This is a genomic window from Cupriavidus sp. 94F1 (assembly GCF_057798875.1).
Genome location: NZ_JBYOJT010000002.1, coordinates 628,906 through 654,185, shown reverse-complemented (window position 1 = coordinate 654,185; position 25,280 = coordinate 628,906). Strand labels below are relative to the sequence as shown.

Here is a 25,280-nt window from a genome sequence, read left to right as displayed (position 1 = left end):
CAAGCCATGCTGATCGACTTTTTCTTCTCGCTGCGCCACGCCAAGCTGCCGGTATCGGTCAAGGAATACCTGACCATGCTCGAAGCCCTGCGCGCGCAGGTCATTTCGCCGTCGATCGACGAGTTCTACTACCTGTCCCGCATGACGCTGGTCAAGGACGAGAAGCACTTCGACAAGTTCGACCAGACCTTCGCCGCGTACTTCAAGGGCGTGGAAAGCCTGGTGGACTGGAAGAGCGACATCCCGCTGGATTGGCTGCAGAAGACGCTGGAGCGTGAACTGTCCGCCGAGGAAAAGGCCAGGATCGAGGCCATGGGCGGGCTCGACAAGCTGATGGAGCGCCTGAAGCAGCTGCTGGAAGAGCAGAAGGAAAAGCACGAAGGCGGCAACAAATGGATCGGCACCGGCGGCACATCGCCGTTTGGCCATGGCGGCTACAACCCCGAGGGCATCCGCATCGGCGGGCCGTCCAAGGGCAACCGCACCGCGATCAAGGTCTGGGAATCGCGCGCCTACAAGGACTACGACGACCAGGTGGAACTGGGCACGCGCAACATCAAGGTGGCGCTGCGCCGCCTGCGCCGGTTTGCGCGCGAGGGGGCCGATACCGAGCTGGACCTCGACGACACCATCCACTCCACGGCGGCCAACGCGGGCATGCTCGACATCAAGCTGCGGCCCGAGCGCCACAACAAGGTCAAGGTGCTGATGCTGATGGATGTGGGCGGCTCGATGGACGACCACATCAAGCGCGTGGAAGAGCTGTTCTCGGCCACCAAGACCGAGTTCAAGCACCTGGAGTACTTCTACTTCCACAACTGCCTGTATGACTACGTGTGGAAGAACAACCGGCGCCGGCACGCGGAGAAGATCGCCACGTGGGATCTGATGCACAAGTACACGCCGGACTACAAGGTGATCTTCGTCGGCGACGCGACGATGAGCCCTTACGAAATCCTGCAGCCCGGTGGCTCGGTCGAATACAACAACCCCGAAGCGGGCGCGGTCTGGCTCAATCGCATGATCGAGCAGTTCCCGCGCTTTGTCTGGCTCAACCCCGAGCCCGAAGGCCTGTGGCAATACCGCCAGTCGATCACGGTCATCAACCAGATCATGAAGAACCGCATGTATCCGGTCACGCTGGCGGGGCTGGAAGAAGCGATGAAGGTGCTGTCGAAGTAATGGAAGTCATGGCCTGGTGGCGGGGGCGCGGCCGGCCGGTCACGCCACCACGTCAACGCCTTCCATCAGCCACTGCCGGAATGTCAGCAACGCCGGCAGGTGGGCCTTCTGCTCCGGATAGCACAGGTAGTAGCCCTTCCTGGCCAGCACGCGCGCCGGGTGCGCCACGGTCAGCGTGCCGGTGGCCAGTTCCTCCTCGATCAGGCAGCGCGGGATCAGCGCAATGCCCAGCCCGGACATGGCTGCCTGCGTCAGCAGCGTGAACTGGTCGAAACGCGCCCCGCTCCACGCCTGCCTTGTCGATACACCGAGTTCCGACAGCCAGTCGGGCCATGCCTCGGGCACGGTCGTATGGTGCAGCAGCGGATATCTGAGCAGCGCGGCCGGCGTCCGGGCCACGCCGTCGGGTTCGTGCCCGAGCAGCCCGGGCCGGCAGACCGGCAGCACCTCGCGGCCGGTCATGTAATCGGCCAGGCTGCCCGGCCAGACGCCGTCGCCAAAGCGGATGGCCGCATCGAGATCGGGTTGGGAAAAGTCGTAGCCCTGCGCATGGGGCACGAATTCGAGCGTGACCTCCGGATGCCTGGCGAAGAACTGCGGCAGCCTCGGAATCAGCCACTTCGCACCGAGCGTGGGCATGCTGGCGATATGCAGGATGCCGCCGCGCCCCTGGCGTGCAATCAGTTCCACGCTGGCTGCCTCGATCTCGCCAAGACTGGGCCCGATGCGCTCCAGGTAGCGCGCGCCCGCCTCGGTCAGCAATAGCCGCTGGCGCACCCGCTCGAACAATTCCACGCCCAGGAACGCCTCCAGGCTCCGCACCTGCTTGCTGACCGCGCCCTGCGTCACATGCAGTTCGCGCGCCGCCACCGTAAAACTGCTATGGCGAGCCGCTGCCTCGAAGGCCATCAGCTCGGTCATCGACGGACACAAGCGCCGCATACTGCACCCCTAACTTCAATACCAAATGGAATGAGCTAGGGATTTTAAATCGTTTGCTACGAAGTTGCATTGGCGCGCAGAATCAGGACGCACAATTTTTGCATGGCTCCTGAGTTGCACACGTTCGAGGCTTCCCATCAGGTCCGCAGAGACCGGCCTCTCTCTCCTTTCCCTTACCTTTCGACCGGATTCCTTTTCGATGCAACGCCGTCCCCTGCTCAAGATCCTGGCCGCCGCCACTGCCTTTGCTGCTGCCGGCCTGACCCTCCCTGCCTTTGCCCAAGGCACGTACCCGACCAAGCCGATCACGCTCGTCGTGCCGTTCCCGGCCGGCGGCACCACCGATATCGTCGCGCGTATCGTCGCCGACAAGCTGGGCCAGCAACTGGGCCAGGCCGTGGTCGTGGATAACCGCGGCGGCGCCGGCGGCAGCATCGGCACCGGCTACCTGGCCAAGGCCGCGCCGGACGGCTACACGCTCGGCATTGCCACCGCTTCCACGCACGGCATCAACCCGGCCGTGTACCCGCGCCTGTCGTACGACGCCACCAAGGACTTCACGACGATCACGAACCTGGCGTCGGTGCCGAACGTGATGAGCATCCACCCGGGCGTGAAGGCCACCGACATGAAGTCGTTCATCGCGCTGGCCAAGTCCGAGCCGAACAAGCTGGCCTATGGCTCGGCCGGCAACGGCAGCGTGTCGCACATGATGGGCGAGCTGTTCAAGATGAGCAGCAAGACCGAACTGCTGCACGTGCCGTACAAGGGCGTGGGCCCGGCGCTGAACGACGCGCTGGCCGGCCAGGTGCAGATCCTGTTCGACAACCTGCCGTCGTCGCTGCCGTTCATCGAAGGCGGCAAGCTGCGCGCGCTGGCCGTGGCCGCGCCCAAGCGCGTGGCCGCCCTGCCGAACGTGCCGACCTTCGCCGAACTGGGCCTGCCCGAAGTGAACGACGCCGCCTGGTTTGGCCTGATCGCCCCGGCCAAGCTGCCGGCCGATATCCAGGCCAAGCTGAACGCCGCGGCCATCAAGGTGCTGGCCATGCCCGAGGTGAAGGCCAAGCTCGAAAAGCTGGGCGCCACCCCGGTGGGCGACACGCCGCAGCACTTTGCGCAGCAGATCGCCACCGAAGTGGCCAAGAACAAGAAGGTGGCAGCCGCCGCCAAGATTTCCCTGGACTAAACCTCACCGGCAGTTCGTATGACCGAAGCAGAACGAAAGACCGCGGAAAGCCCGTACTTCCTGCACATGCCGGAAGGCGAGAGCGGCCCGCTCTTTCTTGACTCACCGCATAGCTGCACCACGTACCCGGCGGATTTCCGCTACGCCGCCAACCTGCCCCTGCCGCTGCTGCGGCAGGCGGAAGACACGTTCGTGGAACAGCTCTACGCCGATGCTCCGGCACGTGGCATCCCGCTGCTGGCCGCGGGATGCCCGCGCAGCTACCTCGACGCCAACCGCGGCCTGGAGGAAATCGACGCGGCGCTGCTGGACGCGCCCTGGCCGGGCCTGAAGAAGGAAACGTCCAAGACGCGCCTGGGCAAGGGCCTGGTCTGGCGCGTGCTGGACACGGGCGAGCCGATCTACGACCGCAAGCTGAGCGTGGCGGAGCTGCAGGCACGGATCGACAACTACTACCTGCCGTACTACGCGCAGCTGCAGAAGTTGTCGGACGCCGCCGTGGCGCGCCATGGCCGCGTGTTCCACATCAACTGCCACTCGATGCCGAGCGAGGCCGCGAAGTTCGCGACCGAGCATCCGGGCCTGCAGCATCCGGACTTCGTCGTGGGCGACCGCGACGGCACCACGTGCGACACGCGCTTCACCGATCGCGTGGAAGCGGTGCTCAAGGAGATGGGCTACGACGTGTGGCGCAATCACCCTTACAAGGGGGTGGAGATCGTGCGCGTGGTGGGCCAGCCGCAAGCCAACCGCCACAGCCTGCAGCTCGAAGTCAACCGCAAGCTCTACATGGACGAAGTGGGCCTGACCCACTCGGCCGGCTTCGACAAGCTCAAGCGCGACCTCAACGCGCTGATGGACGACCTGCTGCGCTTCGCCAGCACGTTCTGAGACACGTCCGGAACGGGCGCTGCAATGGCGCCCGGCGCCCCGGGACACGTCACTTGCGTGTCTCGGGGTTCGCCTGAGTTGCATGAGCACTGGGACATCTGCTACCGCGCACAGGTAATAGCGCCTGATGCGCGCAAGTTGTAAGCAGTTAGAACGAAGGGTAACAAGATTTAGGAACTTCGCCGGCAGGCTTTCCTCTATCATGGCAATCCTTCACCAACCCTCCTTGCTGAATCAGGCAAAGACGATCCCGTGATCAAACGAATTTCCAGACTGTTTGGCAGCCAGCTTCGCTTGCTGACTGCCGCAGTGGCAGGCGCGATCGCGCTGGCCGGCTGCGCCACCGCGCCGACCGACGACACCGCCCAGGCCGCCGCCCCGGCCACGCCGGCCGGCACGCCCGCCACCGCATCGGCCGCTCCGGCCAGCACCGCTGGCGTCAAGCCACCGCCCGTCGTCAACAAGAATCCGCCGACCACCACGGTCACGCTGCCCGACAAGGGTCGCGTGAGCCTGGCCGAGTATCGCGCGCAGATGCGCGAGCAGCTGATGAAGTCGGAGAATGCCACGGCCGACGTGGCGGACTGCGCCGCACATGCCAGCTGGGTGGTGCCGCGTTCGGCGTCCTATGACGCGCTGAAGATCCCCACCGGCGCGCTGTCGGCTGGCCAGGCCGCCGAGGAACGCTGGGAAGGCCGCTTCTCGCCTGGCAAGCAGGCGGTGCCGGTGAGTTCGGTGGTGACCTTCAATGCCACGGCCCACAAGCGCAAGGGCGAGGCCCAGTGGCAACCGGTCAAGGTGCGCTGCGGCTACAACGAGGGGATGATGCTGGCCTACGAACTGCTCGACAGCAACGGCGACACGATCACCGAGCCGGCGGCGGCCCCGGCCGTGCCCACGGCGTCGTCGTCGCACAGCAAGAAGAAGGGCAAGAGCAGCGCCAAGACATCGTCCGCGTCGAAGTCGACAACCAAATCGACGACCAAATCGACGGCAAGCGCCAAGAGCACGTCTTCCTCCTCCAAGACGAAAAAGAAGAACTGAGGCTATTGCCTGCCGCCTGTCGCGCTGCCGCCTGTCGCGCTGTCGATATCCGTATCTCTCTCCCACAGGCGGGAGTGGGATACGGAGAGGGCCTTGCCTCAGCCCAGATACTCCAGGATCGCCTGCAGCATGGCCGTGCCGAGCAGCGCGCTTTTTGCGCCGTTCCAGCCCACGGCCGCGTCGGGCAGGTCGGCGTTGTCCTTGAACGGCATTTCAAGCGTCAGCGCCAGGCAGCCGAAGGTATGGCCGATGTACTTCGAGGCCAGCTTCAGCGCGTCGGCGTTGTACTTGCTGGCGGCGTAGCCGTGCACGTCCTGGAAGTCGGGCGTGGCGCGCTTGAACGCTTCGATAAAGCGTGACTGCTGCTCGCGCTGGGCGTCGGTAAAGCCGGGCAGCATCTCGCTGCCGGCCACGAAGTTGTACGGCAGCGCCTCGTCGCCGTGGATGTCGAAGAAAAGGTCCACGCCGGTGCGCTCGATGGCGCGGCGCACATGATAGACCTCGGGGCTCGTTTCCTCGCTCGGCTGCATCCACTCGCGATTCAGGTTCGCGCCGGCCGCGTTGGTGCGCAGGTTGCCGCGCGACGAACCGTCCGGATTCATGTTCGGCACGATATGGAACACGGCGCGGTCCAGCAGCTTGCGCGCGACCGGATCGCCCTGCCACGCCCCGGTGCCGGTCAGGCGCTGCAGCACGCCTTCGCAGAACCACTCGGCCATGCTTTCGCCAGGATGCTGGCGCGCGATCATCCAGATCGTCTTCTTGCCCGGTCCCGGCTGGCCCAGCGTCACGCAGGTCAGGTCGCGGCCATCGACGGTGCTGCCCAGGTGCGTCAGCTTCGCCAGCGGCGACCGCTGGCACGTGGCCAGCAGTGCCAGGTGCCGTTCGTCGGAATACGGCTCGAAGTAGGCCAGCCACACGCTGTCGTGTTCGGGCGTGAACTCGACGGTCATCGTGGTGCCGTCGTACTGCGTCGGCACCCGGAACCAGTGCGCGCGGTCGTAGGACGCCACGGCGCGGTAGTCGCGCCAGCCGTCGGGATACGTGCACTCGCCGGCGTTCAGGAACTTCAGCCGGCACGCCTGGCCCGCAGCACCCTGCAGCCGGAAGTGGAACCACTGGCGGAAATCGGCGTGGGAATCCGCGCGGATGCGCAGGCGGATGTCGTCGGCGCGATCGATGGCTACGACTTCAATCGCGCCCGAATCGAACCGCGAGGAAACGTGGAGTGCCGAGGTAGGGAGTGCCGAGGTCATTGAATTTGTCCTTTTGTTCCTAGTCTTCCAGGCGGCGGCGGAAAACCCAGCGGGCATCGTCGGAAGCCGCCTTGTCGAACGCGTAGCCGTCTTCCTTGAACCGCTTGAGCTGCGCCGGATCGGTGACCCGGTGCGTGACCGCATAGCGGGCCATCGTACCGCGCGCGCGCTTGGCATGGAACGAAATGATCTTGTAGCGGCCGCCCTTCCAGTCCTCGAACACCGGCGTGATGACACGGGCGTCGAGCACCTTGGGGCGCACCACCTTGAAATACTCCTCGGACGCCAGGTTCACCAGCGTGGCCGCGCCCTCGTGCTTGAGGTCGGCCATGTCCTTGTTGAGCAGCTTCGTGACATCGTCGCCCCAGAACGCGTAGAGGTCGCGGCCAGCGGCGTTGTCAAGGCGGGTGCCCATTTCCAGCCGGTACGGCTGCATCCAGTCCATCGGGCGCAGCACGCCGTAGAGGCCGGACAGGATGCGAATGTGCTTCTGGGCGAACGCCAGATCGTCGGTGGACAGCGATTTGGCGTCCAGGCCATCGTAGACGTCGCCATTGAAGGCCAGCACGGCCTGCTTGCTGTTGGCGGCCGTGAATTCGGGCGACCAGTCGTCATAGCGCGTCACGTTCAGCACGGCCAGCTTGTCGGAGATATCCATCAGCGACGCCACATCCTGCGGCGCCAGCTTGCGCAGGCGCTCGATCAGCGCGGCGGAACGGTCGATAAAGCGCGGCATCGTGTGGGTCTTGACGCGCGGCGGTGTCTCGTAGTCCAGGGACTTGGCGGGAGACAGGACGATGAGCATGGCAAAATCGCGGGCAGAAACAAAGCTGAGATTGTAGCGAATGCCCACTGAAGTCACCGCCGGCGCCCTGCCCGGCACCTCCGCCCCCCGAGTCGTCCTCGATTCCAATGTCTGGGTCGACCTGCTGGTCTTCCGCGATCCGCACGTCGAGCCGATCCGCGCCGCGCTGGCGTCGGGCGCCATCGCGCCGGTCATCCGGGCCGACTGCCGCGAGGAACTGCGCCGGGTGCTGGCTTATCCGCAATTTGCCCGGTTCGCGGTCGATATCGATGCCGCGCTGGCCGAGGTAGACCGCCTGACCACGCTGGCGCCGGCGCCCGAACCGGCCGACGCCGGCACCATCCGCCTGCCCAGGTGCCGCGATACCGACGACCAGAAGTTCATCGAGCTGGCGCACTTTGCGCGGGCGGTGCTGCTGGTGTCCAAGGACAAGGCCGTCCTCAAGCTCAAGAGCCGCCTGCGCCGCACCAGCGGTGTGGATGTGCTGACGCCGCTGGCCTTTACGGGCTGGCTGGCCGCCCAGGCCGCCGCCGATGCCGCCGGCGCGCCTGAATCCGTCGCGCCCGCCCCGGCCGGCGATCCCCGCTAGAATGTCGCTCTGGTTTCCTGCCCGGCCCTATTCCGTTTCCGCCCAGTCATGTCCGAATCGACCCTCGCCCCGCTGAATCCGCTGAATCCGCCGCTGTCGCGCCTGCCCAACGTGGGCACCACGATCTTCACCGTGATGTCGGCGCTGGCCGCCGAAAAGAACGCCGTGAACCTGGGCCAGGGCTTTCCGGACTTCGATTGCGACCCGCGCATCGTCGATGCCGTGACCGGCGCGATGCGCGCGGGGCACAACCAGTACCCGCCGATGGCCGGCGTGCCGAAGCTGCGCCAGGCCATCGCAGGCAAGATCGCCAGTCTGTACGGCCATCAGTACGACTGGAACACCGAGATCACGGTCACGGCCGGCGCCACCCAGGGGCTGCTGACGGCCATCCTGTGCGCCGTGCACCCCGGCGACGAAGTCATCGTGCTGGAGCCGTGCTACGACAGCTACCTGCCGTCGATCGAACTGGCCGGCGCCAGGGCCGTGCCGGTGCGGCTGGAGGCCCCGCTGTTTCGCATCCCGTTCGACAAGCTGGCCGCCGCGATCACGCCCAAGACGCGCATGATCATGATCAACACGCCGCACAACCCCACCGGCACGATCTGGCGCGCGGAAGACATGCAGCAACTGGCCGATCTGCTGGCCGGCACCGACATCCTGCTGCTGTCCGACGAGGTCTACGAGCACATGGTCTACGACGGCCAGCAGCACGCATCGGTGTCGCGCCACCCCGAACTGGCGCGCCGCAGCTTCGTGGTGTCGAGCTTCGGCAAGACCTATCACGTCACGGGCTGGAAGGTCGGCTACGTGGCCGCGCCGGCCGCGCTGATGAACGAATTCCGCAAGGTGCACCAGTTCAACGTGTTCACGGTGAACACGCCGGTGCAGCACGGCCTGGCCGACTACATGGCCGACCCGGCGCCGTACCTGGACCTGGCCGGCTTCTACCAGGCCAAGCGCGACTACTTCCGCGCCGGGCTGGCCGATACGCGCTTCAAGCTGCTGCCTTCGGACGGCACATACTTCCAGTGCGTCGACTATTCGGCCATTTCCGATATGAGCGAGGCCGATTTCTCGATGTGGCTGACGCGCGAAATTGGCGTTGCGGCCATTCCGGTATCGGCGTTCTACTCGGAGCCGTGCGAATCGGGCGTGGTGCGCTTCTGCTTCGCCAAGAAGGAAGACACGCTCAAGCTGGCGCTGGAGCGGCTGGCCAGGCTCTGACCGGCCGGGCGGCTATAAGCGCCGCGCATCCCCGCCATGAAGAAAAGCCCCGCTGGCTTCCCGCCGCGGGGCTTTTTGCTTAATTTGGCGCGTTACTTGTTCCGGCTCAGCATCAGCTCGGTGTTGGCCTTGCGTTCGGCGTTGACCTTCTGCACGCTCGGCCGCTCTGCCATCGCCTTCAGGTAATCCTTGACCGGCAGGCCCGCCAGCAAGTCTTCGCCGTAGATGATCTTCGTGCAGGACGAGATCAGCGGCAGGTGGCACACGGCGGCGCAGTCGGCCAGCGTGAACGCGTCGCCGGCGATATATGGCGAGAACTTCGCCAGACGGCCGAACGCGGGGATGTACTTGTCCAGCAGGTTGCGCTGGCGCTCCTTGACGCGGTCACTGACCTTGCCGCCGAAGAACGCTTCGGCGTACAGCTCGCGGGCGGTCAACTCCAGGTATAGCTCCAGGAACGTGATGATTTCGCGCACCTTGCCCGCCTGGAACGGGTCCTGCGGCAGCAGCGGCGCCTGGATGTAGGTGGCTTCCAGGTACTCGACGATGGTTTCGGACTCGCACAGCGGGCCGGCATCGGTGATGATGTAGGGAACCTTGCCCAGCGGCGATGCCGACAGGTCGGTCTCGCCAATCCAGGCCAGCACTTCCTCGAACGGCAGGTTCTTTTCCAGCAGCGCCAGCTTGACCTTGTTGTAGTAGTTGCTGGCGGCAAAACCGCAGAGCTTCAGCATGTCGTCTATCTCCGGATTGGGATGGAATCTCCGGTGTCGGCCCGGGGCCGCACCGTCGCCGTCTGCCCTGCCAGACTTGGCCGATCAGCGCACGCCGCATGCGCGGCGCCTCTGTCGCGAAAGGTGCAGAAAACGTACGATCGTGCTAATTTAGCCACAACTTTTTTGGACCAACAATGAGCAATTCCACTATCCAGACGCTCGGCATCGTTGGCACTGGCGCCATGGGCCGCGGCATCGCCCAGATCGCCGCGCAGGCAGGCCTGACCGTACACCTGTTCGATACCAACGCCCAGGCCGTGGCCGCCGCGCGCCAGTATCTGCAGGATACCTTTGCCAAGCTGGCCGACAAGGGCAAGATCAGCGCCGCCGACAGCGACGCCGCGCTGGCCCGCGTGAAGGCCGCCGGCGCGCTGGAAGACCTGGCCGGCTGCGACATGGTGGTGGAAGCCATCGTCGAACGCCTGGACGTCAAGCGCGAGCTGGTGGCCAAGCTCGAAGCCATCCTGCGTGAAGACGCGGTGATCGCGTCGAACACCTCGTCGCTGTCGATCACGGCCATTGCCGTGGGCGCGAAGCAGCCGGGCCGTGTGGTCGGCTACCACTTCTTCAACCCGGTGCCGCTGATGAAGGTCGTGGAAGTGATCGATGGCCTGTCCGGCGACCCGGCCGTGGGCGACCGCCTGATGGCGCTGTCGCGCCGCATGGGCCATACGCCGGTGCGCTGCAAGGACATGCCGGGCTTTATCGTGAACCATGCCGGCCGCGGCATGAACATTGAGGGCCTGAAGGCCGCGCAGGAAGGCGTGGCCGAGTTCGTCGATATCGACAACATCATGCGCGAGCAGGCCGGTTTCCGCATGGGCCCGTTCGAGCTGATGGACCTGACCGGGCTCGACGTGTCGCACCCGGTGATGGAATCGATCTACAACCAGTTCTACCAGGAGCCGCGCTACCGCCCGTCGCCGATCACGGCGCTGCGTTCGGTGGGTGGACTGCTGGGCCGCAAGACCGGCGCCGGCTTCTATGCATACCCGGAAGGCCAGAAGCAGGTGCCCGCCGCAACGCCGGTGCCCGATGCGCGCCCGGCCAGCGTGTGGGTGAGCCGCGCCAACGCGCGTGGCAACGCCATGACCGTGAAGCTGCTGACCGCGCTGGGCGTGACCGTTGAAGCTGGCAACCAGCCTTCGGCCGACGCATTGATCGTGGTCACGCCGCTGGGCCTGGACGCCACCACCGCCGCGCTGGAAGAAGGCCTGGACGCCACGCGCGTGGTGGCCATCGACACGCTGCTGCCGTTCGAAGCCACCAAGCGCCGCACGCTGATGACCACGCCGGCCACCAGCGCCGCCGCACGCGATGCCGCCCACGGCCTGTTCGCCAGCGATGGCGTGCCCGTGACGCTGATCCGCGATTCGGCCGGCTTCATCGCCCAGCGCATCATCGGCTGCATCGTCAACATCGCCAGCGACATCGCGCAGCAGCGCATCGCCACGCCGACCGATATCGACCTGGCCGTCAACCTGGGCCTCGGCTATCCGAAGGGCCCGCTGGCACTGGGCGACACGATTGGCGCCGCTGTCATCCTGGACGTGCTGCGCAACATGAACCGCCTGACCGGCGACATGCGCTACCGTCCGAGCCCGTGGCTGTGGCGCCGCGCCGGTCTGGGCCTGTCGCTGCTGACCGAAGAAGCCTGATCGAGTGGGCGCCCCGCGAGAGACACGGGGCGCCCTTTGTGCATTTGCATCAAGAATTCGTTCCAAGATAACGAGGCTGCCATGACTGCCCAGTTGCTGTCCGAACGCGTCGACGCGACGCTCGTGCTGACCATCTCCAACCCGGAGGCGCGCAACGCGCTGCACCCAGACATCTACGCCGCTTCGCAGGAAGCGCTCGACGTGGCCACCCGCGACGACTCGATCCGCGCCGTGGTGCTGACCGGGGCCAACGGTGTGTTCTGCGCCGGCGGCAACCTGAACCGCCTGCTGGGCAACCGCTCGCAACCGCCGTCGGTGCAGGCCGAGAGCATCGAGACGCTGCATCAGTGGATCGAATCGTTCCACGCCTTTCCCAAGCCGATCATCGCTGCCGTGGAAGGTCCCGCCGCCGGCGCCGGGTTCTCGCTGGTGCTGGCCTGCGACTACGTGGTGGCCGCCAGCGACGCCAAGTTCGTGATGGCCTACGTCAAGGTTGGCCTGACCCCCGACGGCGGTGGCTCGTATGAAATCGCGCGGATGCTGCCGCGCCAGCTGGCCAGCGAAATCCTGATGGAAGGCAAGCCGGTGGACCCGGCCCGGCTGGCGCACTTCGGCATCGTCAACCGCGTGGTGCAGCCGGGCCATGCCCTGACCGAGGCATTGCGCATCGCCGAAAACCTGGCCAAGGAATCGCCCAACGCCGTGCGCGGCATGAAATCGCTGATCAACCATGCCGGCAGCGCCACGCTGACCGAACACCTGGCCGCAGAGCGCGACAGCTTCGTGGCCGCGCTCCATCACAAGGACGGCGGTGAAGGCATTACGGCGTTCCTTGAGAAGCGCAAGCCGAATTACAGGTAATCCCCACACCTGTAACGCGCCTTCGACAATGATCACAAAATAAAGACACTGCGGAGAGAGACAAAGATGAGCAGCAACGTATCGCACTTTGAAGGTACGCGCCCCGTGGCAGACCAGCAGCGTTTCGATGTGGGCGCGCTGGAAGCCTGGATGCGCGAGCATGTCGAGGGCTTTGCCGGCCCGTTGACCGTCGAGCAGTTCAAGGGCGGCCAGTCCAATCCCACGTTCAAGCTGATCACGCCGGGCCAGACCTACGTGATGCGCGCCAAGCCGGGCCCGAAATCGAAGCTGCTGCCGTCCGCCCACGCCATCGAGCGCGAATACCGCGTGATGAAGGCGCTGGCCGGCACGGACGTGCCCGTGGCCCACATGTACGCGCTGTGCGAGGACGAAGACGTGATCGGCCGCGCGTTCTACATCATGGAGTTCGTCAGCGGCCGCGTGCTGTGGGACCAGTCGCTGCCCGACATGACCACGGCCGAACGCGGTGCCATCTATGACGAGATGAACCGCGTCATCGCCGCGCTGCACTCGGTGGACTACCAGGCCATCGGCCTGGCCGACTACGGCAAGCCCGGCAACTACTTCCAGCGCCAGATCGAACGCTGGAGCAAGCAGTACAAGCTGTCGGAGACCGAATCGATCCCGGCCATGGACCAACTGATTGCCTGGCTGCCCGAGCATATTCCGCAGGAAGACCTGGACCTGACCAGCATCGTCCACGGCGACTACCGGCTCGACAACCTGATGTTCCATCCGACGGAGCCGCGCGTGCTGGCCGTGCTGGACTGGGAACTGTCCACGCTGGGGCACCCGATGGCCGACTTCGGCTACCACTGCATGAGCTGGCATATCGCGCCGGGCCAGTTCCGCGGCATCGCCGGGCTGGACCACAACGGCCTGGGCATTCCCGACGAGGCCAGCTATCGCCGCATGTACGAGCAGCGCACCGGCCGCCAGATCACTGGCGACTGGAATTTCTACCTCGCGTTCAGCATGTTCCGGATCGCGGGCATCCTGCAGGGCATCATGAAGCGCGTGGTGGACGGCACGGCATCGTCCGCGCAGGCCCTCGACGCCGGCAAGCGCGCCCGGCCGATGGCCGAGATGGGCTGGGAGTACGCGAAGAAGTCGGGGTCTTGAGCGGCCCCCTCCGCTGCCCGTCGTTGCTTCCCTTGCTCCCTTTCCCCACACGCTGGGAAGGGGAGCCAACGTCACCCTCCGCCCCATGTCATCAGACAACTGAGCACAAACCCGGAGCACATCCCGCTTTTCGCAGTGCGCCCCAGCCCCGTGCCAGCCTCCCGCCCCACCGCATTGTTGAGACATTTGGCGGCGGCTGCCTACGTGTTTTCCCGATAGACCCAATCGAAAAGCGGCCCTACACTGCGTCCATCGTTGTACGACGACTGATGATAAGTGTTGACTGGAGACACAGCATGACCTCTTCTCGCCGCCAATTCCTTGGCCAGCTTCCGGGCCTTGCGGCTCTTGGTGCCGTGGGCACGTCCGGCATCCTGGCACCCGCTACGGCCTGGGCGCAGGACAAGTGGCCAACCCGGCCGATCCGCCTGGTGGTGCCCTATCCCGCCGGCGGTTCGTCGGACATCATCGCGCGCCTGATCAGCAAGCAGCTGGGCGAAGCACTGGGCCAGCCGATCGTGGTGGACAACCGCCCGGGGGCCAACGGCAACATCGGCGCCGCCATGGTGGCGCAGGCCGGCACCGAAAACCACACGCTGCTGCTGTGCGACGTTGGCGCGCTGGCGATCACCCCCTCGGTCTATACCAAGCTCACATTCAACCCTGACAAGGATCTCAAGGGCGTGGCCATGCTGGCCTATTCGCCGCACCTGCTGGTCGTGCATCCGTCGGTACCGGCCAACAACCTCAAGGAACTGGTCGAACTGTCGCACAAGCAGTCGCTGAACTTTGCGGTCACCGCCATCGGCAGCGCACCGCATCTGGCCGGCGTGGCCGTGCAGCAGGCCACCAAGGCCGGCTGGCAGTACGTGCCCTACAAGGGCGGCGCGCAGGCGATTGCCGATACGGTTGGCGGTACCGCCCAGGTGCTGATGAACGGCATGCTGGCTACCTATCCGCACGTGCAATCGGGCAAGCTCAAGCTGCTGGCCGTGTCCAAGCGCACCCGCATGGCGCTGGTCGGCCAGACGCCGACGATTGCCGAAAGCGGCGTGCCGAATTTCGAATCGGGTACCTGGCAAGGCGTGATGGCGCCGGCCGGCATGCCCGATGCGCTGGTCCAGCGCATCAACACCGAGCTGGTGAAGATCATCCGCACGCCGGAGATCCGCGCCAACCTGGCCGGCCAGGGCGCCGAGGTCGTCACGATGTCCCCGGCCGACACCACCAAGTGGTTCCAGGCCGAGGAAAAACGCTGGGCACAGGTGGTGAAGGCGGCGGGGGTCAAGCTGGACGCATAAATCCGGCAGTCACAAGACATAGAACCGAAACGGGCGCGAATGTCGCGCCCGTTTTCCATTGCCGGCCGCCCGGGGCTGCAGCGACAGCCGCAGCCCACCGGCTCGCCACGCGACTCAGTCGCCCAGCGCCACGCCCTCCCGGCGTGGGTCCGCGCCACCGGCCCAGACTGGCTTGCCGTTGACCGTCTTGCGCATGATGGCCTGCGTGCCGCTGGTCATCTCGATCTCGGCCACCTGATGGCCCTGCTGCTTCAGCGCCTGCACCAGCTGCGGCGTGACCAGGCCACGCTCCACCTCGGTGGGGCCGTTGCGGCTGCCGAAGTTGGCCATGCCCACGGCCTGCTGCACATCCATGTCCCAATCGAGCAGGCCCACCAGCGTCTTCGACACATACTCGATGATCTGCGAGCCGCCCGGCGAACCCAGCGCGGCCACCAGCTTGCCGCTCTGGCGGTCGAACACCAGCGTCGGCGCCATCGACGAACGCGGACGCTTGCCCGGCTGCACGCGGTTGGCCACCGGCTTGCCAATTTCGGTCGGCGTGAACGAGAAGTCGGTCAGCTGGTTGTTGAGCATGAAGCCGCGCACCATGATGTGCGAGCCGAAATACGACTCGATGGTGGTCGTCATCGACAGCGCACCGCCACGATTGTCCACGGCCACGATCTGCGACGTGGAAATGCGCGGCGGCGAACGATCGGGCGCGAACGACACCTTCACGCCCGGCGGCGTGCCCGGCTGCGCCTTGCCCATGCTCTGGTCACCGATCTGCGCCGCGCGCTCGGCCAGATAGTCGGGATTGACCATCGCGGCCACGTCCACGGGCACGAAATCGGCATCGGCCACATAGAGGCCGCGGTCCGCATAGGCCAGCCGGTCGGCTTCGGCGATGGCGTGGACGGCCAGCGGATTCGGCTCCATCAGGGACGGCAGGTCCACCCTGGTCGGCTTCAGGCTGGCCAGCGCGTAGCGCGGGTCACGCTTTTCCAGCGCCTCCAGCGTGCCGAGGATCTGGGCGATGGCAATGCCGCCCGACGACGGCGGCGGCATGCCGCAGACCTTGTACTGCCGGTAGTCGGTACACACCGGCACGCGCACCTTGGCCTTGTAGCCCTTCAGGTCCGCCTCGGACAGGCTGCCCGCGTTCTGATGGCCGTTGACCTTGGCCGCGATATCGCGCGCGATCGGCCCGTTGTAGAACACGTTCGGACCGTTCTTCGCAATCTCGCGCAGCGTCTGCGCCAGTTGCGGATTCCGGATCATCGTGCCCACCGGCTTGGCCTTGCCCTGCGCGTCCAGGAAGTAGGCCGTCATCTCGGGCGACCCGCCCATGAACTTGTCGGCCGCCACCTGCGTGTAGAGCCGCTGCGACATCGGGAAGCCCTTGTCCGCCAGGCGGATGGCCGGCTGGAACAGCCGCGCCCAGGGCAGGCGCCCGTGCTCGCGATGGGCCATCTCCAGCGCGCGCAGCACGCCGGGCACACCCACCGACCGCCCGCCGATCTGGCCTTCGGAGAATTCCATCGGCTTGCCGTCGGCGCGCATGAACAGGTTCTCGGTGGCACCGGCTGGCGCGGTTTCGCGGCCGTCGTAGGCCTGCACGCGCTTGCCGTCCCAGTACATGATGAACGCGCCGCCGCCGATGCCGGTGGCCTGCGGCTCCACCAGCGTCAGGACGGCCTGCATTGCCACGGCGGCGTCGATGGCCGAACCGCCGGCCCGCAGGATTTCGCGGCCCGCCTCGGTGGCCAGCGGATTCGCGGCCGCCGCCATGTGCTTCTGCGCGAAGGTGGTGGTCATGTCGGGGCGATAGCCCGACGACACTTCGGGCGCCGGCGGCATCGCCGCCTGCGCGGGGGGCGCGGACGCCGGCGTGGCCGAGGCGGCGGGCGCGCCGGCGCCCTTGTCCGGCGTACCGCAGGCCGCCAGCAGCGCGGTCAGCGCCACGGCCAGCGCGCCACGCCAGCGCAGTGAATCGGAATGATGCGCGGTCGGGTCCGCGGAACGGGGTGCCACTGCTTCAGTCATGCCGTGTCTCCTGGTGGAAATCTCCGGCGATTGTAGCGGCGAAAAAGGCGGATGGATGTGCGAATCGTCTGAAAGCCAGCCTTGCGTTTCGGGGCAATTTTTCCTATGCGGCCGACGCCAGCCGGCCCGGCGGCACGGCATGGCCAGCGAGGCACCATATTTTGTCCATTTAACTCAACCCCATCTGTCACCCTGCTTCGTTCCATGACAGCCGCCGCCCGCCGAGCGGCAATCTATACTCGTTGCCATGACGCCTGCCAGCCCCGCCCCCGACATCGCTGCGCTGCCCGACGCCGACCTGATGCTGCTGGTGGCCGGCGGCGTCATCGAGGGCCCGATCGGCGAACTGTTCCGCCGCCACAATGGCGGCCTGTTCAACTACGTCGCCTGGCTGTGCCGGGGCGACACGGGCGAGGCCGAGGATATCGCGCAGCGGACGTGGATCCAGCTGATGACCCGCTGCGCAGACTACACGCCCACCGCCGCGTTCCGCACCTTCCTGTTCCAGATCGCACGCAATGCCTGGCTGGATCACGTGCGCAGCGCGCATGCCCGGTTGCGCGAATCGATCGACGAACACGAGCCGGCCATGCCGGTGGACGACCTGACACCCGAGACCGAGGCGCAATGGCGCGAGCATCTGGCCGGCGTGCGCCAGGCGCTGCTGCAATTGCCCGTGGCACAGCGCGAGGTGGTGGTGCTGCGCTTCTTCAGCGAGATGAGCGTCGAGGAAATCGCCGCGATGCTGGGCGAGAAATTCGAGACGGTGAAGAGCCGGCTGCGCTATGCATTTGCCCGGCTGCGCACGGTGCTGGCCGATGGCGGCATGGTGCCCGGGGAGCCCCGGCCATGACGACCCGGCCATCCGGCAATCCCGGCCACGACGCCGCTGAGCGGTTTATCGCCGGTGAAGACCGGCTGTCCGCGCTGTTGCGCGACGTGCCGCGCTTTGAAGCGCCCGCAAGCCTGGCCAGCGCCGTGGCCACCGCCGCGCGCGCGGTGCAGGCGCGCATGGCGGCCGAGGCCGAACGCGATGCGGTGCGGACATCGGCACCCCCGCCCACTTTTGGCGCACCGCCTACGCTATCCGACAGCGTGCTGCGCGAGGCCGCGCGATTGCAGGCTGCGCAGGCCGCGCGCCGCGATGTCGTGTTCGATCAGGTGTTGCAGGGCAAGCCCGCCGACGACGTACTGGGAGCGCCGGTCAGCGCGCCGACCGAGGCCTGGTTGCGGACGCAGGCCGCGCAGCACCGTGACGGCGCGGCTTCCACGGCGGCCGTCGCGCCGCCCCCCGCCCGGCGCCCCAATGCCGTGTCGCGATGGTGGCGTTCGCTGGGCGTCGCAGCCACTGCGTTTGCCGTCGCGGGCCTGGCCACCCGGATCGTGCTGAGCCAGCTTGATGACGGCACGCCAATGACGGCCTCGCTATCGTCGAATGTTGTCATCGCCGACGACGCGGGACCCGCCACGCGAGGCGCGCCGGCGCTGGCGTCCGCACCGGGGTCGGATGCCGCGCCGGCGATGGCGGCCCCGGCCGCGCAGGACGCGCCGAACATGCAAACCTCCGATGCCACGTCGGCTGCCGCCCCGGCGCGCGCGGCACCCCAGGCGGGGTCCGTACGTCGGCCGACCACGCCATCGCCCACTGGCCGCAAGGACCCCGCCCCTTCGACCGCACCGGCGGTGGCCACTGCGGAATCCACGCCTGCCGCGCCCGCAGCCCCTGCCGCACCGGCTATCCTGGCCGCGCCGCCGCCCATGGCATCGGCGCAGGTCCCGACCGACGCGGCACCGGCACCAGGGGCGGGCGCCGAAGCGCGCGCGCGGCGCGTGCCGCAGTCGGCGTACATGGCGGCGCCTGCCCCGGCGCCAGCTGAGTCGCTGGCCGCTTCAAAGGCCACGGCGCAGGCGGCTGTGCCGGAAGCGCGGAAATCGGCCACCGTCACGCTGGAGGACGATCCCGCTTCGGTCGCCATGCAGTGGCGCCCCGGCAAGGGGCTGCATGTCTGGAGCGCCGAGCCCGACAATGCGGCCGTGCGCGATTGGGTGGCCCGGCTATGGGCGGCCATGCCCGCCGATGCGCGCCCCGTGGCGCCTTACGGCATCCAGCGCGACGACGCGCTCGCGCGCGGCCAGCTGCGCATCGAACAGGGCACCGAGCCACCAGGCGTCAACTAGGCGCTGACACGAAAAACGGGAGGCAGATGCCTCCCGTCTTCCTTCCCGTGGCGCGCATCCGGCGCGATTCCGGCCCGATCGATCACGGCGTTACAGCGTGGTGAACGACCAGTTCAGATTCACGCCCTGCCCGTTCAGCGTACCGCTGACGGTGACGTTGTAGCGCGTCTTGCCGGCCAGCGGCGCGGTCGGCGTGCAGATCGCCAGCCCGCTCGCCGCGCCGGACATGCCCGACGTGCGCGCATCCACCTTCTCGCACGGCACGCCATTGCCCGCCGCATCGGTAATCGCGAACGTGTCGGCGTTGAACGCCAGCGACGTGTTCACCGCCTGCACCGTCACCGGGTAGCCCATGGTCTTGCCCGCGTAGGCAGGCGCCGGATTCGGGCTCTCGTTGTTGACCCAGCTGACCGGCACATCGGCCTGGCCGTTGTACGGATACGCCACCATCTGGTTGTCGGCGCCGCCCTGGCTGCGGTCGGCCAGGTCGATGGTCTGGAAGGCGTACGCCTGCGTGCCGCCGCTGCTGCCCGCACCCAGGCTTTCGGCAAACCCGCTGCCGGCCGATCCGTAGCTGCCCAGCAGGGCGGCGCGATGGAACGGGGCATCGACCAGGTCGATCACGAGCTGGTCCTTCGGCGTCATCGACAGGCTGGCGCCCGCTTGCGACGTCCAGCGATTGGCGCCGGCCACCACTTCGGCCGTGGCGTTGCTCGGGTACGCAGCCTGGATGCGGTCGTTCGGGGCGGCGCCGGTGTAACCGGTCTTGCCCGATTGCTCATCGTGCGTCAGCGTGTTGTTGGCCAGCATGTAGGCCGTGTGGTTCTGGGCCACGGTGTTGAGCGGGTCGCGCGCGGTCAGCGGGGCCAGGCCCACCTGCTCGCGGCGATAGTTGGCGTAGCACAGACCTGCGCTGCGCGCGTCGGCCAGCACCTTGTAGCCGGATACGCCTGTCCCGCGCGCGGGCAGCAGCGCGACGGAGCCGGTCACGGGAGCCGGTGCGGCGCCGCTGACGGTGTAGCAGGCGCGGTCGGTGCCGCTGGCGGTCGGCGCGGCGGCGGCCTGGCCGCTGGCGGCCGGCTGGGTCGCGGCGCCCGATTGGGCGGCGCTGCTACTGCTGCCGCCCGCGGCGGTTGCCGAACCGCCGCCGTCACCGCCGCCGCAAGCGGCCAGCGTCAGGGCCGCAAAGGCGGCCATGGCGCCGAGTGCCATCGGCCGTCCGTAAATGAAAGCAGTGCGCAAGAGTTTCCCTGGCATGTCGGCGTGCCTCGATGTGATAGGTCTGGATTGGGGAAACTGCCCGCATCCCGGTGTGTGGGCCGGGACGACGCCTGGGCGCTGCTGCGCCGCCAAATGAGGCGTCGGGGACAGATGGAACGCAGTGATGGTAGGGACACCCTCCATCATCGTCCATCTTTCGAACACTTTCTTACGCTGTGATCCGAGCGCGCTGCACGCGCACGGCGCGGCGCCAGGTGCGGCGCCAGTGCGGCGCCAGGTGCGGCGCCAGTGCGGCGCCGATGCGTCAGCTTGCGGGCGCGTCCGAGACATCGCCCATGCCGCTGCCCAGCGACGTCATGACCGCCATCAACTGTTCGCGCAGCCAGCGGTTGGCGCCGTCGTTCTCGCCCCCCGCATGCCAGTACAGATGCAGTTCCAGCGACGGCACCTTGAACGGCAGCGACAGCAACCGGTTGGCATAGGGCTCGTTGGCAATGCGCGCGTAGCGCAGCGGCAGCGTGGCCAGCAGATCCGTGCAGCTGACCACGCGGCAGGCGGCCGCATAGTGCTGGCAGCGCAGCCGCACGCGGCGCGTCAGGCCCATGCGGTGCAGCGCCTGGTCCTCCAGCCCTGCCCCGCGCCGGCGCGACGATACGTGCACGTGTTCGGCTGCCAGATAGCGTTCCAGCGTCAGTTCCTTCTTCACCAGCGGATGGTCTCGCCGGGCCAGCACCACCATCGGGTCCGACATGAAGGCGCTGTGATGGATGGCCGGCGACACCGGCAGCAGGATGTCGATGGCGGTATCGAGCGTGCCGGCCAGCAGTTCGGACTCCATCTCGCGGCGGTCGAAGCGGATCGCCGCGATTTCCACGTGCGGCGCCATGGCGGTCACGCGCGCCATCAGCGGCGGCAGCAGCGTGCTTTCCAGCGCGTCGCGCATGCCGATGGTGAAGCGCCGCGTGGTGTTGGCGGGGTCGAAGTGCGGCGTGTCCTGCAGGGTCCGCGCGAACGACTGCAGCGCGCCGCGTACCTCGCTGGCCAGCGACCGCGCCAGCGGCGTGGGGGCCATGCCCTGACCGCGCCGCTCGAACAGCGGATCGTCGAACAGCGTGCGCAGCCGCCCCAGCGCGTGGCTCACGGCCGGCTGCGTCAGGTTCAGTTGCCGCGCCGCGGCCGTGATGCTGCCTTCGCTGTAGATGGCGTCGAACACCACGAAGAGATTGAGATCGATCCGGCTGAGTTGCATGGCACCTTCCTGCGCGCGTGCTTTACTGAGGCATCAATGTCGCGCATTCTGGCACGGAATGCACAATATTGATACTGACCAATCCAGAAAATTCATTTTTCTTATTAGTCACGTTCCGATACAGTAACCACAGTCGGCACGGCGTGCCCATCAAACCCCGAGGAGACCCCATGCAATTCGAATACTCGCCCAAGGTCAAGGACATGCAGGCCAGGCTGCTGGCTTTCTTCGACGAGCACATCTACCCGAACGAAAAGCGTTTCTACGCCGAGGTGCAGGCCAACCGCGAGGCCGGCAATGCATGGGTGCCGACCAAGGTCGTCGAAGAACTGAAGCCGCTGGCGCGCGAAGCAGGCCTGTGGAACCTGTTCCTGCCGCGTTCGAAGCGGGCGCCGGAAGGCCTGTCGAACCTGGAATACGCGCCGATGTGCGAGATCATGGGTCGGGTGCCCTGGTCCGCCGAGGTGTTCAACTGCGCCGCGCCGGACACCGGCAACATGGAAACGCTGGAGCGGTATGCATCGGAGGCGCTCAAGGACCAGTGGCTCGAACCGCTGCTCCGCGGCGAGATCCGGTCGGCGTTCCTGATGACCGAGCCGGCCGTGGCATCGTCGGACGCCACCAATATCGAATGCCGCATCGAGCGCGACGGCGACTATTACGTGATCAATGGCACCAAGTGGTGGTCGTCGGGTGCCGGCGACCCGCGCTGCAAGGTCTACATCGTGATGGGCAAGACCGATCCCCAGGCGGGCCGCCATGAGCAGCAGTCGATGATCGTGGTGCCGGCCGACACCCCGGGCATCACCATCAAACGCTTCCTGCCGGTGTTCGGCTACGACGACGCGCCGCACGGCCACATGGAAATCGAACTGAAGAACGTGCGCGTGCCGGCCAGCAACATCCTGCTGGGCGAAGGCCGCGGCTTCGAGATCGCACAGGGTCGCCTGGGCCCGGGCCGTATCCACCACTGCATGCGCAGTGTCGGCGTGGCCGAGCGCGCGCTGGAACTGATGTGCAAGCGCAGCCTGGAGCGCGTGGCGTTCGGCAAGGAAGTGGCCCGTCAGGGCGTGACGCAGGAGCGCATCGCCGAAGCCCGCTGCGATATCGAGATGGCCCGCCTGTTGACGCTGAAGGCGGCCTACATGATGGACACCGTGGGCAACAAGGTGGCCAAGGCCGAGATCGCGATGATCAAGGTGGTGGCACCGAACGTGGCGCTGCGCGTGATCGACTGGGCCATCCAGGTACACGGCGCCGCGGGCGTGTCCGGCGACTTCCCGCTGGCCAACTGGTGGGCGCACCAGCGCACGCTGCGCCTGGCCGACGGCCCGGACGAGGTGCACCGCAACGCCATCGCCAAGCTGGAGCTGGCCAAGCACATGAACGTCAGCGCCGACAGCATCCGGATGCCCGTGACGCGCGGCGCCTGACAGGCGCGAAAAGCCTGCCCGACCGACAAGCCCGGCCCCGTGCCGGGCTTTTTCATGTGCTGGCAGCAGGGTTATTCACTCTGTGCTTAAATGCCCCGGCCAATCTTCCATGGAGAGCGTTGCACATGATCGACGTCTACACCTGGGCCACTCCGAACGGCCACAAGGTCCATATCATGCTTGAGGAATGCGGCCTGGAATACAAGGTCCATCCCATCAATATCGGTGCCGGCGACCAGTTCGGCGCCGACTTTCTCAAGATCAGCCCCAACAACAAGATTCCGGCGATCGTCGACAGCGACGGCCCCGACGGCAAGCCGATCTCGCTGTTCGAATCGGGCGCGATCCTGCTGTACCTGGCCGGCAAGACCGGCAAGTTCCTGCCCGACGACGTGCGCGGCAAGTACGACGCGCTGCAGTGGCTGATGTTCCAGATGGGCGGCGTGGGCCCGATGCTGGGCCAGGCGCACCACTTCCGGATCTATGCGCCGGAAAAGATCGAGTATGCGGTGAACCGCTACACCAACGAGGCCAAGCGCCTGTACGGCGTGATCGACAAGCAGCTGTCGGCCCACGCCTGGCTGGCCGGCGACAGCTATTCGATCGCCGACATTGCCACGTTCCCGTGGCTGCGCAGCTGGCAAAACCAGGGCGTGGAACTGGACGACTACCCGCACCTGAAGCGCTGGTTCAACGAAATTGCCGAGCGTCCGGCCGTGAAGCGCGGCGTGGAGGTTCTGGCCAAGGAACGCAAGCCGCTGCAGTCGGACAAGGAACGCGAAATCCTGTTCGGCGCCACGCAGTACCAGCGGCGCTAGGCACGGGCGTCACCCGGACGGGTGACGTGTCCTCCACGGACTCAGGCCGGGCGTCTGGGTCCGGCCGTTGCCGGAATGACACAGAAATGAGAATCGATGCGGCCCATGGCATCGGGTGTCGGGGTCGGGTGACAACGCCTCTCCCGGCAGGGGCACGCGCATATCGGCATCGCATTTTGTTTAAATTGGAGCGTGCCCGGAGGGATGGCGGGATGCCCAATGGTCCGCGTGGCGCGGATTCCAGCCCATGGACGTGTTGTGGACCCCCTGTGGGATGGCGGTCTGTGATGACTGCCCGGCACGGCAACTGTGCCGCATTGGTGACAGGTGTATCGCTTACGATGAGGAACCGGCACCGATAGAACGACCAACTATAAGTTGTCGTTCCGCATAGATCGAGCCCTTAGTCTCGATCGACTTAGCGACTTACTATCCACACAGCAGCATATGACAGCAGACCCACTCAAGCTGTTCGGGCGACATTTGACCTGGTTGCGCAAGCAACGTGGCTGGTCTCAGGAGGCGCTGTCGCTGGAAAGCGGCCTGGCCCGATCCTACCTCAGCGGCATCGAGCGCGGCACGCGCAATGTTGCCCTGTATAACATTTGTACCCTTGCCGACACGCTCGGCGTTTCGCCTACCGAGATGCTTGACTTTTCGAAGCATCGGCCCGAAGAGGCGCAGGAAGCCCCGCGCTCGCCGTTCGACGCCGAGCAGTCTCCGTCGGTACAGGCAACGCTGCGCTATATGGCCGATCTCAACGACGTCGATCGCGATGTCGTGGCTGGCGTGGCACGGGCACTGGCGCGCCGGCACGCCCGTTGAAACGCCCCGCCCACGGCGGGGTGCCTGCAGGGCTCAGACGTTCAGCATGCCCTGCTGCTCGATAAAGGCAATCACCTGGTCCAGGCCTTGCCCTGACTTCACGCTGCCCATCACGAACGGACGATCGCCACGCATCTTGCGCGTATCGCTTTCCATGATGTCGAGCGACGCCCCCACGTAGGGCGCCAGGTCGGTCTTGTTGACCACCAGCAGGTCGGATTTCGTAATCCCCGGTCCGCCCTTGCGAGGAATCTTCTCACCCCCCGCCACATCGATCACGTAGATCGTCAGATCGGACAGTTCCGGGCTGAAGGTCGCGGCCAGATTGTCGCCGCCCGATTCGATGAACACCACGTCGGCATCCGGAAACCTGGCCAGCATGCGGTCCACGGCCTCCAGGTTGATCGAAGCGTCCTCGCGGATCGCCGTATGCGGGCAGCCGCCCGTTTCCACACCCATGATGCGCTCGGCCGGCAAGGCACCCGAGATGGTCAGCAGGCGCTGGTCTTCCTTGGTGTAGATATCGTTGGTGATGGCCACCAGGTCATAGCGGTCGCGCATGGCCTTGCAGAGCATTTCCAGCAGGGTGGTCTTGCCGGAGCCCACGGGGCCGCCCACGCCAACGCGCAGCGGAGGATTCTTCTTGGTACGGGTCATGATTCGGTCC

23 protein-coding genes are annotated in these 25,280 nt (G+C 66.5%); 15 read left to right on the top strand and 8 right to left on the bottom strand.

From position 1 onward, the window contains the following. Positions 1-6: 6 nt before the first annotated feature. The gene (locus AC3FJ6_RS07120; protein ID WP_066738865.1) at positions 7-1,182 is read left to right on the top strand and encodes a vWA domain-containing protein; all 1,176 of its coding nucleotides are present in this window, start codon (positions 7-9) and stop codon (positions 1,180-1,182) included. A 39-nt stretch (positions 1,183-1,221) separates the two neighbouring features. On the opposite strand, the gene AC3FJ6_RS07115 is transcribed toward AC3FJ6_RS07120, so the two are convergent. Further along, complete coding sequence (locus AC3FJ6_RS07115; RefSeq protein ID WP_153947628.1) at positions 1,222-2,124, bottom strand: LysR family transcriptional regulator; 903 nt, start codon at positions 2,122-2,124, stop codon at positions 1,222-1,224. Positions 2,125-2,323: 199 nt separating this feature from the next. Between AC3FJ6_RS07115 and AC3FJ6_RS07110 the strand changes: the two genes are divergently transcribed. The 3 genes from AC3FJ6_RS07110 to AC3FJ6_RS07100 all read left to right on the top strand — a co-directional run bounded on the left by AC3FJ6_RS07110 (position 2,324) and on the right by AC3FJ6_RS07100 (position 5,245). After that, positions 2,324-3,310 (top strand): Bug family tripartite tricarboxylate transporter substrate binding protein, encoded by a 987-nt coding sequence (locus AC3FJ6_RS07110; protein WP_029051364.1) that lies wholly within the window; start codon positions 2,324-2,326, stop codon positions 3,308-3,310. 18 nt (positions 3,311-3,328) lie between these two features. Continuing rightward, complete coding sequence (locus AC3FJ6_RS07105) at positions 3,329-4,201, top strand: N-formylglutamate amidohydrolase (protein WP_488771264.1); 873 nt, start codon at positions 3,329-3,331, stop codon at positions 4,199-4,201. 252 nt (positions 4,202-4,453) lie between these two features. Next, entirely contained in the window at positions 4,454-5,245 is a 792-nt protein-coding gene (locus AC3FJ6_RS07100) for a BspC domain-containing protein (protein WP_488771263.1), read from the top strand. A gap of 98 nt (positions 5,246-5,343) precedes the next feature. On the opposite strand, the gene AC3FJ6_RS07095 is transcribed toward AC3FJ6_RS07100, so the two are convergent. Both AC3FJ6_RS07095 and yaaA read right to left on the bottom strand, forming a co-directional pair. Continuing rightward, a complete protein-coding gene (locus AC3FJ6_RS07095; protein ID WP_488771262.1) occupies positions 5,344-6,501 on the bottom strand; it encodes a M14 family metallopeptidase in 1,158 nt (385 codons plus the stop codon). Between the two features lie 19 nt (positions 6,502-6,520). Next, on the bottom strand, positions 6,521-7,306 hold the full coding sequence (gene yaaA / locus AC3FJ6_RS07090) for a peroxide stress protein YaaA (protein ID WP_488771261.1): 786 nt from the start codon (positions 7,304-7,306) through the stop codon (positions 6,521-6,523). A 40-nt stretch (positions 7,307-7,346) separates the two neighbouring features. Here yaaA and AC3FJ6_RS07085 point away from each other — a divergent pair, with 40 nt between their 5' ends. After that, positions 7,347-7,895, top strand: a complete 549-nt coding sequence (locus AC3FJ6_RS07085; RefSeq protein WP_488771259.1) for a putative toxin-antitoxin system toxin component, PIN family — start codon at positions 7,347-7,349, stop codon at positions 7,893-7,895. A 48-nt stretch (positions 7,896-7,943) separates the two neighbouring features. After that, positions 7,944-9,122 carry a pyridoxal phosphate-dependent aminotransferase gene (locus AC3FJ6_RS07080; RefSeq protein ID WP_488771258.1) on the top strand — a complete coding sequence of 393 codons (1,179 nt, stop codon included), beginning with the start codon at positions 7,944-7,946 and terminating at the stop codon, positions 9,120-9,122. Positions 9,123-9,214: 92 nt separating this feature from the next. On the opposite strand, the gene AC3FJ6_RS07075 is transcribed toward AC3FJ6_RS07080, so the two are convergent. Further along, positions 9,215-9,856 carry a glutathione S-transferase gene (locus AC3FJ6_RS07075; RefSeq protein WP_488771257.1) on the bottom strand — a complete coding sequence of 214 codons (642 nt, stop codon included), beginning with the start codon at positions 9,854-9,856 and terminating at the stop codon, positions 9,215-9,217. Between the two features lie 176 nt (positions 9,857-10,032). On the opposite strand from AC3FJ6_RS07075, the gene AC3FJ6_RS07070 reads away from it, so the two are divergent. The 4 genes from AC3FJ6_RS07070 to AC3FJ6_RS07055 all read left to right on the top strand — a co-directional run bounded on the left by AC3FJ6_RS07070 (position 10,033) and on the right by AC3FJ6_RS07055 (position 14,861). Next, positions 10,033-11,556, top strand: coding sequence for a 3-hydroxyacyl-CoA dehydrogenase (locus tag AC3FJ6_RS07070; RefSeq protein ID WP_488771256.1), 1,524 nt, complete (start codon positions 10,033-10,035; stop codon positions 11,554-11,556). Between the two features lie 81 nt (positions 11,557-11,637). Further along, positions 11,638-12,417, top strand: coding sequence for an oxepin-CoA hydrolase, alternative type (locus AC3FJ6_RS07065; protein WP_400394097.1), 780 nt, complete (start codon positions 11,638-11,640; stop codon positions 12,415-12,417). Positions 12,418-12,483: 66 nt separating this feature from the next. Continuing rightward, entirely contained in the window at positions 12,484-13,560 is a 1,077-nt protein-coding gene (locus AC3FJ6_RS07060) for a phosphotransferase (RefSeq protein ID WP_488771255.1), read from the top strand. Positions 13,561-13,856: 296 nt separating this feature from the next. Continuing rightward, positions 13,857-14,861, top strand: a complete 1,005-nt coding sequence (locus tag AC3FJ6_RS07055) for a Bug family tripartite tricarboxylate transporter substrate binding protein (RefSeq protein ID WP_488771254.1) — start codon at positions 13,857-13,859, stop codon at positions 14,859-14,861. A gap of 114 nt (positions 14,862-14,975) precedes the next feature. Here the strand turns inward: AC3FJ6_RS07055 and ggt are convergent, their stop codons facing one another. Beyond that, entirely contained in the window at positions 14,976-16,889 is a 1,914-nt protein-coding gene (ggt, locus tag AC3FJ6_RS07050) for a gamma-glutamyltransferase (protein ID WP_488771252.1), read from the bottom strand. A gap of 247 nt (positions 16,890-17,136) precedes the next feature. Between ggt and AC3FJ6_RS07045 the strand changes: the two genes are divergently transcribed. Further along, positions 17,137-17,742, top strand: a complete 606-nt coding sequence (locus AC3FJ6_RS07045; protein ID WP_488771251.1) for an RNA polymerase sigma factor — start codon at positions 17,137-17,139, stop codon at positions 17,740-17,742. Further along, positions 17,739-19,067: a hypothetical protein gene (locus tag AC3FJ6_RS07040; RefSeq protein WP_488771250.1), complete on the top strand. Its 1,329-nt coding sequence runs from the start codon at positions 17,739-17,741 to the stop codon at positions 19,065-19,067. The genes AC3FJ6_RS07045 and AC3FJ6_RS07040 overlap by 4 nt, the downstream gene beginning before the upstream one ends. A gap of 90 nt (positions 19,068-19,157) precedes the next feature. Here AC3FJ6_RS07040 and AC3FJ6_RS07035 read toward each other — a convergent pair whose 3' ends face one another. Beyond that, complete coding sequence (locus AC3FJ6_RS07035; RefSeq protein WP_488771249.1) at positions 19,158-20,279, bottom strand: CAP domain-containing protein; 1,122 nt, start codon at positions 20,277-20,279, stop codon at positions 19,158-19,160. A gap of 313 nt (positions 20,280-20,592) precedes the next feature. Further along, on the bottom strand, positions 20,593-21,537 hold the full coding sequence (locus AC3FJ6_RS07030) for a LysR family transcriptional regulator (protein WP_488771248.1): 945 nt from the start codon (positions 21,535-21,537) through the stop codon (positions 20,593-20,595). Positions 21,538-21,707: 170 nt separating this feature from the next. Between AC3FJ6_RS07030 and AC3FJ6_RS07025 the strand changes: the two genes are divergently transcribed. The 3 genes from AC3FJ6_RS07025 (at position 21,708) to AC3FJ6_RS07015 (ending at position 24,613) form a co-directional block, all read left to right on the top strand. Then, positions 21,708-22,970, top strand: a complete 1,263-nt coding sequence (locus tag AC3FJ6_RS07025) for an acyl-CoA dehydrogenase family protein (RefSeq protein WP_488771247.1) — start codon at positions 21,708-21,710, stop codon at positions 22,968-22,970. A 125-nt stretch (positions 22,971-23,095) separates the two neighbouring features. Further along, positions 23,096-23,788: a glutathione binding-like protein gene (locus AC3FJ6_RS07020; RefSeq protein WP_488771245.1), complete on the top strand. Its 693-nt coding sequence runs from the start codon at positions 23,096-23,098 to the stop codon at positions 23,786-23,788. Between the two features lie 447 nt (positions 23,789-24,235). Then, complete coding sequence (locus AC3FJ6_RS07015) at positions 24,236-24,613, top strand: helix-turn-helix domain-containing protein (protein ID WP_400397103.1); 378 nt, start codon at positions 24,236-24,238, stop codon at positions 24,611-24,613. A 33-nt stretch (positions 24,614-24,646) separates the two neighbouring features. Here the strand turns inward: AC3FJ6_RS07015 and ureG are convergent, their stop codons facing one another. Beyond that, positions 24,647-25,270, bottom strand: a complete 624-nt coding sequence (ureG, locus tag AC3FJ6_RS07010) for an urease accessory protein UreG (protein WP_092594629.1) — start codon at positions 25,268-25,270, stop codon at positions 24,647-24,649. Between the last annotated feature and the right edge of the window lie 10 nt (positions 25,271-25,280).